Raw genomic sequence first — 15802 nt, 5'->3', positions numbered from 1 at the left:
ACCGCGGCTTTGCTATCCAGGTCGGACGCCGAGGTGCACGACGTCCGGAACGCCCCGGGCAACGGGGATCTCTTCGGTACGCACATGCTGGAATCCGGCATTCCGCAAGGTTTCTTCGAATTCCGGGGAGGGCTCCGCGGACCACACCGCGAGCACCCCACCGGGTCTCAACACCCTTGCGCAGCTTGCCAGTCCGGCCGGTGCGTAGAGCCCCTCGTTGCCGTCCGTGACGGTCCATCCTGGCCCGTTGTCGATGTCCAGGCACAGCGCGTCGTACGTGGCGGATGTCTCATTGACGTACGTGACCAGATCGGCTTCGACGATTTCCGTGCGGGGATCGGCGAGGGCCGTGCGGGACAGTTCCGCGAGGGGGCCGCGGCGGTGCCAGTCGATCACGGCGGGCTCGCGCTCCACGACCGCGATGCGCCCCCAGCGGGCGTTCGCGGCGGCGTGTGCGAGCGAGAAGCCGACCCCGAGGCCGCCGATCAGCACACGGGGCGCGGGCCGGTCGTCGAGCGCGCCCAGCGCCGCGTCGATCAGCCGCCGCTCCGAACGGCCGTCCGAGGTGTCCATCAGGAAGCAGCCGTTCGCGATGATCTGCAGCAGGTCACCGTGCCGGCGCAGCACGACCTCCCCGTAGGGGCCCTCGCGGCGGTCCAGCACTTCAGGAATCTCGTAAGCGGTGGACATCCGTCCATCCTGGCACTTCGCTGACGGGCCGTCGGGGGAATTTCGGCGACTGCCCGGCGCGCGGCCCGAGCGGGCTCGACCGGGGCGTGCCCGGCCCGCGCGTGCTCGACCCGGGTGCCCCGGCTACTTCTCCATTCCCTGGTTGAGCTGGTGCAGCAGCCGGGCCAGCTCCGCCACCTCGCGGCGGTCCCAGTGGGCGAGCTGGCTGACGTAGCGGGCGCGGCGGGCCTCGCGCACCCGCTGGACCCGGCGGCTGCCCTCCTCGGTGAGGTGGACCAGCCAGGCGCGGCCGTCGGCGGGGTCCGGCTCGCGGGCCACCAGGCCCAGGTCCTCCAGGGCGCGCAGCTGGCGGGACATGGTGGCCTTGCCGACGCCGATGTAGGCCGCCAGCTCGGTGGCCCGCTGCCGGCCGCACTCGTCCAGCCGCACCAGCAGGCCGTACGCCGCGGACTCCAGGTCGGGGTGGACCGCGCGGGCCATCTCGCCCTGCTTGGCGCGGGCCCGCCGCATCAGCACCGTCAGCTCCCGCTCCAGGGCCAGGTATTCCTGGTCCACACCACTCGGCGACGCCGCGGATTCGCCTCCGTGTCCGCCGCCGTTTTCGTCCTCGTGCACGTCAGCACCCCTGATCCGGTTTCCCGATCCTGAAAGTTCCTGTCAAAGGCCGCCATCGCCGCAGCTCCGTCAGTATTTCGCAGGCATAGACCAACGGCGGCAACCGGGCCCTCTTCCCACCCGAACGTCTACGTGCGTAGCTTCTTCACCAGGCAACTACTGGCATGCTCACGCCAGCCGCATCTCCCTGCACCGAGCACCTCTCGACGAGTTCCCCAGTCCTCGGAGGCACCTCATGCCCGTGCACAGATCCGGTACGACCCGGCGCCGGCGCCGCCTCACCCTCGCCGGCACCCTGCTCGCCGCCCTCTCCCTGCTGCTCGCCGTCCCCGCGTCCGCCGCCGACGTCCCCGCCCGCGGCACGGCGTACATGGGCAGGGGCGTCCCCGCCCACGACGGCGTCCACGGCACGCCCACCCCCGGCGACGCCACCCAGACCGAAGGCGTCGACGTCAGCAGTCACCAGGGCAACGTCGCCTGGACGACCCTGTGGAACAGCGGTGTGAGGTGGGCCTACGTGAAGGCCACGGAGGGCACGTACTACAAGAACCCGTACTTCGCGCAGCAGTACAACGGCTCGTACAACGTGGGCATGATCCGTGGCGCCTACCACTTCGCCACCCCCGACACCACCACCGGCGCCGCCCAGGCCCACTACTTCGTCGACAACGGCGGCGGCTGGTCCCGCGACGGCAAGACCCTGCCCGGCGCCCTCGACATCGAGTGGAACCCCTACGGCGCCGCCTGCTACGGCAAGTCGCAGACCGCGATGGTCTCGTGGATCCGCGACTTCCTGAACACCTACAAGGCCCGCACCGGCCGCGACGCCGTCATCTACACCGCCACGAGCTGGTGGAAGCAGTGCACCGGCAACTACGCGGGTTTCGCCCAGTACAACCCGCTGTGGATCGCGCGCTACGCGTCGACGGTGGGGGAGCTGCCGGCGGGGTGGGCGTACTACACGATGTGGCAGTACACCTCGACCGGCCCGACCGTGGGTGACCACAACTGGTTCAACGGCGCGCTGGACCGCGTCCAGGCGCTGGCCCTCGGCTGACGTACGGCCGCGGGCGCGCACGGGGGGCGAAGGCCCGGGTCCCGTCACGGGGCCCGGGCCTTCGGTGATTCACGCCGCCACGGGGACCTGCGGCTCGGCGGAGTTCGTCGCCGGGGTGAGGGCCAGCTCCAGGACCTGGCGGACGTCCGTCACGGTGTGGACGTCGAGCTTGTCCAGGACCTCGGCCGGGACGTCGTCCAGGTCGGGCTCGTTGCGCTTGGGGATGATCACCGTGGTGACCCCCGCGCGGTGCGCGGCGAGCAGCTTCTGCTTGACGCCGCCGATGGGCAGGACGCGGCCGGTCAGGGAGACCTCGCCGGTCATCGCCACGTCGGTGCGGACCAGGCGGCCGGACAGGAGGGACGCCAGGGCCGTCGTCATCGTGATGCCCGCGCTCGGGCCGTCCTTCGGCACCGCGCCCGCCGGGAAGTGGATGTGCACGCCCCGGTCCTTCAGGTCCGCCACCGGCAGCTCCAGTTCGGCGCCGTGGGAGCGCAGGAAGGACAGCGCGATCTGCGCGCTCTCCTTCATCACGTCGCCCAGCTGACCGGTCAGGGTCAGGCCCGCCGCTCCGGTCTCCGGGTCGGCCAGCGACGCCTCCACGTAGAGGACGTCACCGCCCGCGCCGGTCACCGCCAGGCCGGTCGCGACGCCCGGCACGGACGTACGGCGCTCGGCCGGGTCCTGGGCCGACTCCGGCACGTGGTGCGGGCGGCCGATCAGGTCGCGCAGATGGGCGTCGGTGATGGTGAACGGCAGCTCCCGATCGCCCAGTTCGTGCTGGGCCGCGACCTTGCGCAGCAGCCGGGCGATGGACCGCTCCAGGTTCCGCACGCCCGCCTCGCGGGTGTACTCGCCGGCCAGCTTGCGCAGCGCGCTCTCGTCGACGGTCACCTCCTCGGCGTCGAGCCCGGCGCGCTCCAGCTGCCGGGGCACCAGGTGGTCGCGGGCGATGACGACCTTCTCGTCCTCGGTGTAGCCGTCGAGGCGGACCAGCTCCATGCGGTCGAGCAGGGCCTCGGGGATGGCCTCCAGGACGTTGGCCGTCGCGAGGAAGACGACGTCCGACAGGTCGAGTTCGACCTCCAGGTAGTGGTCGCGGAAGGTGTGGTTCTGGGCCGGGTCCAGGACCTCCAGGAGCGCCGCCGCCGGGTCGCCGCGGAAGTCGGAGCCCACCTTGTCGATCTCGTCGAGCAGGACGACCGGGTTCATCGAGCCGGCCTCCTTGATGGCGCGGACGATCCGGCCGGGCAGCGCGCCGACGTACGTACGGCGGTGGCCGCGGATCTCCGCCTCGTCGCGGACCCCGCCGAGGGCGACCCGGACGAACTTGCGGCCCATGGCGTGCGCCACGGACTCGCCGAGGCTGGTCTTGCCGACGCCGGGCGGGCCGACCAGGGCGAGCACGGCACCGCCGCGCCGCCCGCCGACGACACCGAGACCGCGCTCCGCGCGGCGCTTGCGCACCGCCAGGTACTCGGTGATGCGCTCCTTGACGTCCTCCAGTCCGGCGTGCTCGGCGTCGAGGACGGCCTTGGCGCCCTGGATGTCGTACGCGTCCTCGGTGCGCTCGTTCCAGGGCAGTTCGAGGACGGTGTCCAGCCAGGTGCGGATCCAGGAGCCCTCGGGGGACTGGTCGGAGGCCCGCTCCAGCTTGTCGACCTCCTTCAGGGCCGCCTCGCGGACCTTCTCGGGCAGGTCGGCGGCCTCGACGCGGGCGCGGTAGTCGTCGGACTCCTCGGCGGGATCCTTGCCGTTCTCGCCGTTCAGCTCGCGCAGCTCCTTGCGGACGGCCTCAAGCTGGCGGCGCAGCAGGAACTCGCGCTGCTGCTTGTCGACGCCCTCCTGGACGTCCTTGGCGATGGTCTCGGCGACCTCCTGCTCGGCGAGGTGGTCGCGCAGCTGCTGGGTGGCGAGCCTGAGGCGGGCGACCGGGTCGGCGGTCTCCAGCAGCTCGACCTTCTGCTCGGTGGTGAGGAACGGGGAGTAGCCGGAGTTGTCGGCGAGCGCGGAGACGTCGTCGATGGCCTGCACCCGGTCGACCACCTGCCAGGCGCCGCGCTTCTTCAGCCAGGCGGTGGCGAGGGCCTTGTACTCCTTGACCAGCTCGGTGACGTGTCCCGGCAGCGGGTCGGGCACGCTCTCGTCGATCCGAGTGCCCTCCACCCACAGGGCGGCGCCCGGCCCGGTCGTGCCGGCGCCGATCTTCACGCGGCCCCGGCCCCGGATGAGGGCGCCCGGGTCGCCGTCGGCGAGGCGGCCGACCTGCTCGACGGTGCCGAGGACGCCGGTGTTCGCGTAGGTGCCGTCGACGCGGGGGACGAGGAGCACCTTGGGCTTGCCCGGCTCCGACCGCGCGGCCGCCTGAGCGGCCTCCACCGCGGCCCGTACGTCCGCGTCGTTGAGGTCCAGCGGAACCACCATCCCGGGCAGCACGACCTCGTCGTCGAGCGGCAGCACAGGCAGGGTGAGCGGTGTGAACGCCGTGGACTCAGCAGCCATGATCTCCCCTTCGGCAGTCAAGTTGAGTTATGCCGACTCAATGCTTGGGGGAGCGTGAATGTTCCCCGGCGGTTGTTCGCTGTGAGCGATCACCGGGGGAGCGGGGCGTATCGGCCGGTCACAGCTCCACGAACACCACCGTCGCGTCGTCGTGCGGCTTGCCGCGGCCCAGGTGCGCCCGCCGCTCGCGGTCCGCCTCCTCCAGGGTCCGCACCCGGTCGACCAGCCAGCGGGCGCCCTGCTTGCGGACGGCGGTGTGGAGGTCGGTCCAGTCGCCCTCGCGGAACGTCTCGGTCCAGCGGGCGGCGCCGTCGGTGAGGGCGGTCAGGGCGGTGACCGACGCGCGCGGGAGCGTCCCGGTGACCGCGCGGGCCGCGACGGCCGGATCCGCGGCGGCGGTGAAGAACCCGCCCTCCCGGTTGCGCAAGGTGGCGTCGATCACGGTGTCGGAGACGAGCGCCGCGCGGGGCAGGCGCGCGAGACGGTCGTCGAGGACGGGGGTCACCGCACCGTCGGGCGACTCCAGGAGCAGGGCCGAGTCGGAGAGCACCAGGTAGTCGACGGCCGTCTCCGTCCAGCGGGCCAGAACCACCGTCGCCTGCGGGGTGCGCGGGTGAGAAAGGTCACAGGCTTCGCCATGGAGCTGAGAGGTACGAGCGATCGCGTGGGCCAGTGCCTCGGACAGCGGAACATCCGGGAGCGAAACGGTCAGTTCGGTCAGCGCCCCGCCGAGGCGCGCGGTGTACCAGGGAACGGAATGCAGACAGCCGGTGCCTCCCCGGGGCGGAGTCACGCCGTCCAGGACGACCAGGCAACCACCCTGCCCGGAAGCCGGAAGGCAGACACCGGCGAAGTCCTCGTTGGGGCGCGCCGGATCGCCGGGCACCGTGACAAGTTCCGTACGCATCCCGCCAGTCTGCACGAGCCCTTCACAAGGACCGCGAAAGGCTGGCATCGGTCGCCGGATCCCCGGACCCTCGCAGGTCAGCAGCCGGGTTTGGGAGGGAATGGCGCACTCCGGGAAGGCGTGGCGGCGAATACTGCCAAAGCCTGCCGCCGACGTCCAACCGGCCCGCCGCGCAAGGCCGTCGCACACGCCAGAGGAACTTGCCCGCCAACTCCCGTCCGATGTTCACTCCTTCGGGTGGCGGGTCAGGCGATGCACGCCCCCTGCCCACCGGCACTGGGAGGGTCGGGAACTGTACCGGGAGTACGCGCCAGTTGACGGAGCGTCACCCGGGTCCACGGGTACACGAGTCAGGAATGCGAGCACCGGTGCAGAAGAAGCGGCCTCGGCGCACAGGCAGGCAGACGGCCCCCGAGGGGGCAGCGGAGCACACCCCCGTCGGGAAGGGTCGCCCCACCCACGTACGCAACCGCCTCATCGTGGCCGTCGCCGTCGTGGCCGCCGCCATCGCCGGCGCGGGCGCGCCGTCCGTGCTCGCCGCGGCCGGACAGGCGAGCGACACCCAGGAGCTGGTGACGCTCTCCGAGCAGACCCGCGACGCCCTGGCCCTCGCCCACGCCCTCGCCGACGAGCGCGACGAGGTGATCTCGTACGTCGCGGCCGGGCGCCCCAAGTCCAAGGCGCCCTCGGAGCAGCGCAGCGCCCGCGTCGACCGGCAGGTCGAGGAGCTGCGCGGCGACACCGACACCCCGGCGCGGCTGCTGAAGGACCTCGACGGCATCGCCGCCGTCCGCCGCGCGGCGCTCACCGGCAAGAGCACCGCTCTCGAAGCGCACCAGGCGTACTCCGACGCCATCGCGGAACTCCACCGGCTCGCCGAGGACCTGGCCGAGCAGCTCCCGCCGCGCGCGGGCGCCGGAGCGTACGCGCTCGCCGAGCTCGACACCGCCGTCCAGCAGGCCGCCGCCGCCCGCGGTCTGCTGCTCGCCGCGCTCAGCGTGCCGCGCTCCACCCAGACGGTCATCGACCCCGTCACCGGCCTGCCCACCACCGCCGGCACGTCCTCCCAGGCGGACACCAAGGCGCGCGCCGCCCTCACCGCCGCCGCCCAACAGGCCCGGCTGCGCTCCGACGCGGCCCTCGCGGACTTCCGCGAGACCGCCCCCAAGGCCGCTCGCGCCTCCTACGACTCCACGGTCACCGGCCCCGAGGTCAACTCCGCCGAGAAGTACCTCGCCGCCCTCACCGACCAGCCGACCCTCTCCGACCGCGACCTCGCCACCGACGCCGCGAAGCTGAACGCCGCGCTCTCCGCCCGCGTCGACGCGATGCGCGGCGTCGAGGCCGCGCTCTACGACCGCCGCACCAAGGACCTGGAGGCGCTGCGCGACGACGACGTCACCGGGCTGGAGATCCGGATCGGCATCCTCGGCGCGCTGCTGCTGCTCGCCGTCGGCGTCGCCACCGCCATGGCGCGCTCCCTCACCCGTCCGCTCGCCGTGCTGCGGATCGGCTCCGCCCGGCTCGCCGAGGCCGCCGACCCGGCCGCCGAGGAGCCCGTGAAGTTCACCGGGCGCAACGACGAGTTCGCCCGCGTCGTCCGCTCCGTGAACACCCTGCACGCCCAGGCCGTCGCCCTGCACGAACGGGTCGCCACCCTGGAGGCCGACCGCAAGCACCTGGTCGGGCAGCGGCAGAAGATGGCCGACGCCCGCGAGGAGCTGCGCGCGGAACTCGAGGAGTCGACCGCCCAGTTGGAGCGGCTGCGCACCAGCATCGGCTCCACCTTCGTCAATCTGGCGCTGCGCACGCTCGGCCTGGTCGAGCGTCAGCTCGCCGTCATCGAGCAGCTGGAGGAGCGCGAGCAGGACCCGGACCGGCTCGCCACCCTGTTCAAGCTCGACCACTTCGCCACCGTGATGCGCCGGCACAGCGAGAACCTGCTCGTCCTCGCCGGTACGGAGCACATCCAGCACCACCCCGGCCCGGTCCCGCTGGTCGACGTCGTCCGCGCCGCCGTCAGCGAGATCGAGCGGTACGAGCGGGTCCGGATCTCCGCGCTGCCGCCGCACGCGCACATCGCCGGCTTCGCCGCCGACGACCTCTCCCACCTGCTGGCCGAGCTGATGGAGAACGCCACCTCGTTCTCCCCGCCGGACGTGCCCGTCGAGGTCTCCGGCTGGCTGCTGGAGAACGGCGAGGTCATGATCTCCGTCCAGGACGGCGGCATCGGCATGACCGAGGAGCGGATGACCCGGCTCAACGCCCGGCTCGCCGACTTCGACCCCGACGCCGCGTACGACCAGGAGGGCGACGACGGGCTCGGACTCGGGCTGTACGTCGTGGCCCGGCTCGCCCACCGGCTCGGCGTCCGCGTCCAGCTGCGCGAGCAGAAGCAGGGCGGTGTCGCGGCGGTCGTCGTGCTGCCGCAGCCGCTGCTCACCGAGGCCGGGCCGGCCGCCGTGCCCAGCGCCTCGCCCGCCCCGGACGGCACCCAGACCTTCTCCCTCCCCGGCGCCGACGCCGAGGCCAACTCCAACGTCCTGCACGGCCGCACCCACCAGGCCGACCCGCTGGTCGCGCTCGCGGAGAAGGCCGTACGGGAGAAGGACGCGGCCGAGGGAGCCGCCGACGGCACGGCCGAGCACACCGCCGAAGACTCCGCCGCCGATTCCGCCGATGCCGCCGACTCCGCCGAGGCGTCCGGAGCCGAGCCGGCCGAGCAGACGCGCCCCGAGGCGGACACGGCCGTACGACCGGAAGAACCGGCCGGGACCGACGTACGCGCGGAGCAGCAGGAGCAGGAGCCGGCGACCGAGCCGCAGCCGGGACCCGGGCGCGCGCCCGCCCGCTCCGAAACGGCGACGCAGGACGACCCCGCCCAGCAGACCCCGTCCGAGACCACCATGGAGCTGCTGCTCCCGGAGACCGCGCCCACGAAGCCCGACTCCGCGGAGCCCGCCGACCCGTACGCCATCGGCCCGGACACCCACGACCGCGCCCCCGACGAGGGCGAGGAACAGCTCACCGACAAGGGGCTGCCCAAGCGCACCCCGAACATCACCGCGCCCGCGTCGGTGCCCCGGCCGCGTACCGGCGGCGTCGACGCCGAGGCACTGCGCCGCAGGCTGGGCGGCTTCCGTCGGGGGGCGGAGGCCGGGCGCCGCGACGTCGAGGCGGAGATCGCCGAACAGACGACCGAGACCCGGTCACCGGACGTACCCGCACAGCACCGCACCACCTCAGGACCCGCACACGCACACGCCGAAGAAGCCACGGGGGGCACAGTCGAGGAGGCAAGCAGTTGACCGCGCCCAGTACCTTCGGACTGAGCAGTGAAGCCCGCAATCTGCACTGGCTGCTGACCAACCTCGTCGAGGAGGTGCCCGGCATCCTCTCCGTCGCGGTGGTCTCCTCCGACGGACTCCTGCTGCTCTCCTCCGACCCGGGCCGCAACGAGGCCGCCCGGGCCGCCCGGGAGGGCCGCCCCGCCGGCCCGCGCGGCTCCTCCGCCGACCTGGCCACCATCGTCTCCGGCATCGGCAGCCTGACCGTCGGCGCCGCCCGGCTGATGGACTTCGGCGGGGTGAAGCACACCATGGTCGCGATGGACGAGGGCAGCCTGTTCGTGATGTCGATCAGCGACGGCTCCCTGCTCGGGGTGCACGGCTCCGCGGACTGCGACATGAGCGTGGTGGCCTACCACATGGCGCTCTTCGTCGGCCGCGCCGGCCATGTCCTCACCCCCGAACTCCGCAGCGAGCTGCGGAAATCCCTGGAGTCCGAGTCGACGGGGAGTGCCCGATGAGCGCCACACCGAAGCCGCATCTCCCGGTCCGCGGCGGCGACCGCAAACCCGCCCGGGTACGCCCCTACTCGCTCACCGGCGGCCGCACTCGCTTCGGGCACGTCCTGCTGGTCGAGACCTTCGTGGCCACCACGACCGCGCTGGACGCCGCCGAGGAGCGCAGGGAACTGACGAACGGTTCCCTCACCACCCGGGTCATGCCGGAGATGAGGGCCATCGTCGAACTGTGCCGCCGTATGCGTACGGTGGCCGAGATCGCCGCGCTGCTGAAGATGCCGCTCGGCGTGGTCCGCGTGCTCCTCAGCGACCTCGCGGACCAGGGAAAGATCCGGGTGTACGGAACCGGTACCGGGCACGGCACGGGCCGCCCGAACCGGGCGCTGCTGGAAAGGGTGCTGAGTGGACTCCGTCGTCTCTGATGCCGCTCACGGCGTCTCCCCGCTCCTCGAGGAAGAGGGGCCCGAACAGCCCTGGCAGACGGACCGCACCCGGGCGCCCATCGCCACGAAGATCGTGGTGGCGGGCGGATTCGGCGTCGGCAAGACGACGCTGGTCACCTCCGTCTCGGAGATCACCCCGCTGCAGACCGAAGCCCTGATGACCGAGGCGAGCGAGGAGACCGACGACCTCTCCGCCACGCCCGGCAAGCTGACCACGACCGTGGCCATGGACTTCGGCCGCATCACGCTCGACGACGACCTGGTGCTCTACCTGTTCGGCACGCCGGGCCAGCAGCGGTTCTGGTTCATGTGGGACGACATCGTGCGCGGCGCGATCGGTGCCGTCGTCATGGCCGACACCCGCCGGCTGAAGGACTGCTTCCCGGTCCTGGACTACTTCGAGAGCTCCGGGCTGCCCTACGTCGTCGCGGTCAACCACTTCGACGGCAGCGAGCTGTACGACCCGGAGGACGTTCGCGAGGCCCTCACGATTCCCGCGCACATACCTGTCATGATCATGGATGCGCGCCGCCGGATCTCGGTCATCGAGACCCTTCTGTCCCTCGTGGGCCACGCGCTCGACGAAACCCCCGAGTAGTCCCGAGTAGGAGACGTAACCCCGCATGCGGAAGATACTCGTCGTCGGAGCCGGCCAGTCCGGACTCCAGCTCGCCCTCGGCCTCCAGTCGCACGGGTACGAGGTCACCCTGATGTCCAACCGGACGGCGGACGAGATCCGCTCCGGCCGGGTCATGTCGACGCAGTGCATGTTCCACACCGCACTGCAGCACGAGCGCGACCTCCAGCTGAACTTCTGGGAGTCCCAGGCCCCGAAGATCGAGGGACTCGGCGTCTCCGTGGCGGCCCCCGGCTCGCACGACCCGGGCCCGACCCAGCGCGCGATCGACTGGGTCGGCAAGCTGGACGGCTACGCCCAGTCGGTCGACCAGCGGGTGAAGATGGCCGGCTGGATGGAGACCTTCGCCCAGCGCGGCGGCCAGCTCGTCATCCACGGCGCGGCCGTCGGCGACCTCGACTACTTCTCCCGCGCCTACGACCTCGTGCTGGTCGCGGCCGGCAAGGGCGAGCTGGTGCAGATGTTCGCCCGCGACCCCGAGCGCTCCCCGTACAGCGAGCCGCAGCGCGCCCTCGCGGTGGCCTACGTCCACGGCCTCGGCCCGCGCCCGGAGCACCCGGAGTTCGACGCGGTCCGCTGCAACCTGGTGCCCGGCGTCGGCGAGTTGTTCGTCATGCCGACGCTCACCACCTCCGGCCGCGCCGACATCCTGTTCTGGGAGGGCATACCCGGCGGCCCGCTGGACGCCTTCCAGGGCGTCAAGGACCCGGCGGAGCACCTCTCCCTGACCCTGGAACTCATGGAGAAGTTCACGCCCTGGGAGTACGCGCGGGCCACCAAGGTCGAGCTGACGGACGCGGGCGGCACCCTGGCCGGCCGCTACGCGCCGACCGTCCGCAACCCCATCGGCCGCCTCCCGGGCGGCGGTCTGGTCCTCGGCGTCGCCGACGTGGTCGTCGCCAACGACCCGATCACCGGGCAGGGCTCCAACTCGGCGTCCAAGTGCGCGGCGGCGTACCTCGCGTCCATCCTGGAGCACGGCGACAAGCCGTTCGACGAGGAGTGGATGCGGGCCACGTTCGACCGTTACTGGGCCACCGCCCAGCACGTCACCAAGTGGACCAACACGATGCTCGCCCCGCCGCCGGAGCACGTCCTGAACCTCATCGGCGCCGCGGGTCAGCTCCAGCCGGTGGCCGACCGTTTCGCCAACGGATTCAACAACCCGGCGGACTTCGAGAACTTCTTCTACGAGCCGGAGAAGACCGCCGCCTACCTCGCCGAGGTCTCCGGCGCGGGAGCCTGACGAGCAGTCGCGAACCGTCCGGTCCGCCCCCGCGCCCCGACAGGCGGCTGGGGCGGACCCGAACTAGGCTGGACGGGAGCAGGGGCGGGAACTGCGGCCCGTACGACTGGGCCCAATCAGGGGACGATCAAGCATAAGGACCTGCCGCGGCCGCGCCGTGCCCTTCGGCGTGCGCGCGTCCGGCACCCTTCGGCGTACGTGCGTCCGACGCCGGGGCTCGGGCACGGCGGCAGGCGGGTTCTGCTCACCGGGAGGACGGTGGGAAGAATGAGTGTGCCGAAGTTTCGTCGAGCGGCGGCGGCGGCGTCCGCGTGCGTCGTCGCGATCGGGATCATGACGGCGCCCGGCGCCGCTGCCGCACCGGACACGGCTCCCGCACAGGGGTGCTACCACCGCGACGGCTATCCGCCCGACGGCGGCAGGAACATCGGCGGGTCGCCGCCCAAGTACAAGTGGGACCACACTCCCTACGTCGGGGCGAGGTACGCCTCCTGCGGCCGGGTCGTGACGCTCTACTACGGCGGCTACACCAGCAACACCACGCACTACAACGTCCGCTGGACCCAACCGGGCAGCCACGGCTGGAAGCAGGGTGAACTGCGGGCCGGCGCGCGGATGCAGTGGGCGATGCCCGCCGGGTACGGGGACTACAACTTCACGGTCCAGGCGTGCAACCGCGGCGGCTTCGGCCAGCGTTCGAACTGCACCAACTGGTCGCCGCAGCTCTACCTCAACGCGCGGTGACGCCCTCACGGCGCTGAATCCGGACGCACCGCTCCCAGGATCGGGTTGCCGGCGATCGGGGAGAGCTTGATCTTCTCGCCGGTGCGCGGGGCGTGGACGACCTGGCCGTCGCCCGCGTACATCGCCACATGCGTGGCGTCCGGATGGTAGATCACCAGGTCGCCGGGGCGCAGCTCGGTGAGCGGCACCCTGGGGAGCCGGGCCCACTGTTCCTGGCTGGTGCGGGGAATGGTGACGCCCGCCGCGGCCCAGGCCTCGGACGTCAGGCCCGAGCAGTCGTACGTCCGGGGCCCCTCCGCGCCCCACTCGTAGGGTTTGCCGAGCTGGCGCAGGGCGTAGTCGAGGGCCCGGTCGCCCCGGGCGGACGGTTTCGCGTCGTCGCCGAGGGCGCCGGAGGTCACCAGCTCCCGCTGGGCCTTCTCGATGCCCCGCTCCTCGAAGGCGGCCAGCGCCGTCAGCTGGGCGGGGGTGAGGGAGGCGAGCAGTTTCCCGACGTCGTCGAGGCGGCGGCGGACGTCGTCGCGCTGCTTCTTGCGGCGTTCGGCGAGGGCCAGTTGGGTGTCGAGCGCCGCGCGGGCCTTGCGGGCCAGCTCGGCGGCCTTGCGTTCGGTGCCGGTGAGGCGGCCCACCGTCTCGGCGCGCTCCCGGGCCAGCCGGCCGATCACATGGCCCTGGTCGAGGGCGTGCTGCGGATCGCCGGCCAGGAGCAGGCGGACGTACGGGGAGATGTCGGTGCTGGTGTTCTGGTACTGCTGGCGGGCGAGCCGGCCGGCGGCGCCCCGGCTGTCGTGCAGGGACAGCCGGGCGCGGGCGAGCGCGAGGTCGAGCCGCTCGACCTCGGCGCGCTGCGCGCGCAGCTTCTCCTCGGTGGCGTTGTACGTCTCGGTCGCCTTCTCGGCCTCCCGGTACAGCCGCTGAAGGTCCGTCAGCAGCTCGGCGACGCCCCGGTCCCGGTTCGGCTCGGGCTGGGGCGCGGCGGTCGCCGTGGCGGGCACGAGGGCGGCGTGGGCGGCCACGGCCGCCGTACAGACCAGACGCAGTAGCCTTCCTGACACGTCATCACCTCCGGTGCGGGGCGGAGTCTCCGCGCCGCACCGTGAGCATCCGGCGGGTTTGCGCGGCCCGCGCGCCGGGCGTGCTCGGGATGGCGTAACCGCGTCACCCGTCGGCGTCGTCCCGGTTGCCGCCCGGCGTGGCACCGGGACCGGAGGGGCGGGCCGGCTTCGTCCACGGCCACTTCGGCCGGCCGCCGTCCCGCTCGCCCTCGGGGTCGTGGACGTACTTCCAGCGCCGGGTCAGCCGGCCCTGGCCGCGCGACACCCGGCGGTAGACCAGCACGGTCGGCGGCCCGCCCGCCGGGTCCGGGACGGGAATGCGGTACGTCTTGGGCGGGTGCCCGGTGATCCCCAGCAGCACGGGCAGGGTCCGGCCGTCCATCGGCCCGCCCTCGAAGGGGGTCTCTTCGCTCTTCACGGCACCAGTGTCAGCCATCCGCCGAGGTGAGGGCGTGCACCACCGCCGCGGTCTGCTCGTCCCGGGCGGCGGTCACCGAGAGCACCGCGACGAACTGGTCGACCAGCCAGTCCCGCAGTTCCTCGGCGGGCGGCTGCTTCTCCTCGTCCAGCCACATCAGGGACGCCGCCTCGACCGCGGTGATCCACATGCGGACGGTCATCCGCAGCCGGGGGCCGGGCGCGGCGACGCCGAGGTGGCGGTAGATGTGCTCGGCCGCGGCCCGCCGTACGCCGTCCACTATGGCGTTCGTACGGGAGGTCTCCACCACGCTGCCGCCCTGGAGGAGGGCGGCGAAGCCGGCGTCGTGCTCGTCGACGAAGGCCAGATAGCGGTCGAGGGCCCGGGAGAGCCGGGGCAGCAGCGCGCCCTCGCGCGGCTCGTCGAAGCAGCCCCGCAGCGCCTCGGCGGCGGTGCGCAGCGCCGCCTCGTAGAGCTGCTGCTTGCCGCCGGGGAAGTAGCGGTACACCAGCGGCCGGGACACCCCGGCGGTCTCCGCCACGTCGTCCAGCGAGACGTCCTCGGGGGCCCGGTGTGCGAAGAGGGACAGCGCGGCGTCGAGCAACTGGTTGCGCCGTTCCTCGACGCTGAGCCGGCGGTAGGTGCGGGCGGGGGCCTGAGGGGTCATGACCGGCAGCGTAACCGGCGGCCCCCGCCGCGGGCGGGCAGCGTGCGGCGTTCAGGCCAGCAGGCCCGAGGACTTCCACAGCCGGCGGCCCACGCCCCGCAGGACGCCGATGTCGTCCAGGAAGTCGGTCAGCCGCTTCGCGCCGGTCTGCATGATCTCCTTGCGGTGGCCGCTGGCCTTCACCTGGGCCATGGCCTCGCGCTTGTCGAGCCCGACGTTGGTGTACACCTCGGGGTTCACGAAGGCGACGGAGAAGACGCGGGCGAACTCGCCGGAGGTGATCCGGGTGAACTCCTGGGACCACTTCGGGGCGGTCACCATCTGGCGGCGCAGCTCCTCACGGGCGTAGCGGACGTGCCGCGCCTCCTCCACGACGTGGATCCGCGTGACGCCCCGGATCAGCGGCTGCACCCGCTCGTCGGGGAAGGTGAGGCGCTGCATCCAGTCCAGCACCTCCTCGCCGAGCAGGGTCGCGGTGAAGGAACCCGGCGTGGTGGAGATGGTCTTGAAGAGCCGGCCGAGGTGCTGGTGGGTCCGGCTGACCGGATACCAGGGGGTCTCCCCGCGTGATATCAGCCGGGCGAACATCTTCGAGTGCCGGCACTCGTCCTCGATCTCGGTCAGCGCGTAGCGCACATGCGCGCTCGTCGCCGCCTTGTCGTAGATGTGCCGCACGAGCAGCTGCATCAGGATGATCTCGAACCAGATGCCCAGCGAGGCGAGCGCCGCCGCCTCGTGCTGGGACAGCAGGATGCGCTGCTCCTCGCTCATCCGCTTCCACAGCGGGGTGTCGTACAGCGACACCAGCTCCGGCGGCCAGAACCACTTGCCCTCCTCGAAGGGCGCGTCCCAGTCGAGTTCCTTGTCGGGGTCGAAGGAGTGCTTGGCGGAAGAGTCGAGCAGCCGCTCGGCCACCTGCTCCCGGTCCTTGAGCAGGCCGAGCGCGTCGCGCAGCCCCTCGACCGCGTCGGCTTCCGTCAGGGTCGTCATGGCAGTCCCAGTCCCATCTCGTCGTA

General features: G+C 72.3%; 15 protein-coding genes. 7 read left to right on the top strand and 8 right to left on the bottom strand.

The annotated features are described in order from the left end of the window. Positions 1-12: 12 nt before the first annotated feature. The gene (locus ACIG0D_RS13445) at positions 13-690 is read right to left on the bottom strand and encodes a spermidine synthase (protein WP_399799579.1); all 678 of its coding nucleotides are present in this window, start codon (positions 688-690) and stop codon (positions 13-15) included. A 123-nt stretch (positions 691-813) separates the two neighbouring features. Beyond that, on the bottom strand, positions 814-1305 hold the full coding sequence (locus ACIG0D_RS13440; protein WP_399799576.1) for a MarR family winged helix-turn-helix transcriptional regulator: 492 nt from the start codon (positions 1303-1305) through the stop codon (positions 814-816). A 235-nt stretch (positions 1306-1540) separates the two neighbouring features. On the opposite strand from ACIG0D_RS13440, the gene ACIG0D_RS13435 reads away from it, so the two are divergent. Next, positions 1541-2362, top strand: a complete 822-nt coding sequence (locus ACIG0D_RS13435) for a lysozyme (protein WP_399799574.1) — start codon at positions 1541-1543, stop codon at positions 2360-2362. 69 nt (positions 2363-2431) lie between these two features. On the opposite strand, the gene lon is transcribed toward ACIG0D_RS13435, so the two are convergent. Continuing rightward, positions 2432-4864: an endopeptidase La gene (gene lon / locus ACIG0D_RS13430; RefSeq protein WP_399799572.1), complete on the bottom strand. Its 2433-nt coding sequence runs from the start codon at positions 4862-4864 to the stop codon at positions 2432-2434. Between the two features lie 118 nt (positions 4865-4982). After that, positions 4983-5771, bottom strand: a complete 789-nt coding sequence (locus ACIG0D_RS13425; RefSeq protein WP_399799570.1) for a protein phosphatase 2C domain-containing protein — start codon at positions 5769-5771, stop codon at positions 4983-4985. Positions 5772-6127: 356 nt separating this feature from the next. Here ACIG0D_RS13425 and ACIG0D_RS13420 point away from each other — a divergent pair, with 356 nt between their 5' ends. The 6 genes from ACIG0D_RS13420 to ACIG0D_RS13395 all read left to right on the top strand — a co-directional run bounded on the left by ACIG0D_RS13420 (position 6128) and on the right by ACIG0D_RS13395 (position 12646). Then, entirely contained in the window at positions 6128-9079 is a 2952-nt protein-coding gene (locus tag ACIG0D_RS13420; protein ID WP_399799569.1) for a nitrate- and nitrite sensing domain-containing protein, read from the top strand. Next, positions 9076-9579, top strand: coding sequence for a roadblock/LC7 domain-containing protein (locus ACIG0D_RS13415; RefSeq protein WP_166002275.1), 504 nt, complete (start codon positions 9076-9078; stop codon positions 9577-9579). Before ACIG0D_RS13420 ends, ACIG0D_RS13415 begins: the two co-directional genes overlap by 4 nt. Beyond that, complete coding sequence (locus ACIG0D_RS13410) at positions 9576-9998, top strand: DUF742 domain-containing protein (protein WP_166002276.1); 423 nt, start codon at positions 9576-9578, stop codon at positions 9996-9998. The genes ACIG0D_RS13415 and ACIG0D_RS13410 overlap by 4 nt, the downstream gene beginning before the upstream one ends. Beyond that, entirely contained in the window at positions 9979-10617 is a 639-nt protein-coding gene (locus tag ACIG0D_RS13405) for a GTP-binding protein (RefSeq protein ID WP_399799566.1), read from the top strand. Before ACIG0D_RS13410 ends, ACIG0D_RS13405 begins: the two co-directional genes overlap by 20 nt. A 25-nt stretch (positions 10618-10642) precedes the next feature. Further along, on the top strand, positions 10643-11902 hold the full coding sequence (locus ACIG0D_RS13400) for a styrene monooxygenase/indole monooxygenase family protein (protein WP_399799563.1): 1260 nt from the start codon (positions 10643-10645) through the stop codon (positions 11900-11902). Between the two features lie 267 nt (positions 11903-12169). Continuing rightward, positions 12170-12646, top strand: a complete 477-nt coding sequence (locus ACIG0D_RS13395) for a hypothetical protein (protein WP_399799560.1) — start codon at positions 12170-12172, stop codon at positions 12644-12646. A gap of 5 nt (positions 12647-12651) precedes the next feature. On the opposite strand, the gene ACIG0D_RS13390 is transcribed toward ACIG0D_RS13395, so the two are convergent. The 4 genes from ACIG0D_RS13390 to ACIG0D_RS13375 all read right to left on the bottom strand — a co-directional run bounded on the left by ACIG0D_RS13390 (position 12652) and on the right by ACIG0D_RS13375 (position 15776). Then, complete coding sequence (locus ACIG0D_RS13390) at positions 12652-13701, bottom strand: NlpC/P60 family protein (protein ID WP_399799558.1); 1050 nt, start codon at positions 13699-13701, stop codon at positions 12652-12654. 103 nt (positions 13702-13804) lie between these two features. Continuing rightward, positions 13805-14119, bottom strand: coding sequence for a hypothetical protein (locus ACIG0D_RS13385; RefSeq protein ID WP_399799554.1), 315 nt, complete (start codon positions 14117-14119; stop codon positions 13805-13807). 10 nt (positions 14120-14129) lie between these two features. Further along, positions 14130-14786, bottom strand: coding sequence for a TetR/AcrR family transcriptional regulator (locus ACIG0D_RS13380; RefSeq protein WP_399799552.1), 657 nt, complete (start codon positions 14784-14786; stop codon positions 14130-14132). A gap of 51 nt (positions 14787-14837) precedes the next feature. Then, complete coding sequence (locus tag ACIG0D_RS13375; RefSeq protein WP_399799549.1) at positions 14838-15776, bottom strand: diiron oxygenase; 939 nt, start codon at positions 15774-15776, stop codon at positions 14838-14840. Between the last annotated feature and the right edge of the window lie 26 nt (positions 15777-15802).

It is taken from the genome of Streptomyces sp. NPDC052773 (assembly GCF_044547145.1).
GTDB lineage: Bacteria > Actinomycetota > Actinomycetes > Streptomycetales > Streptomycetaceae > Streptomyces.
This window is presented reverse-complemented; position numbering and strand designations above follow the sequence as displayed.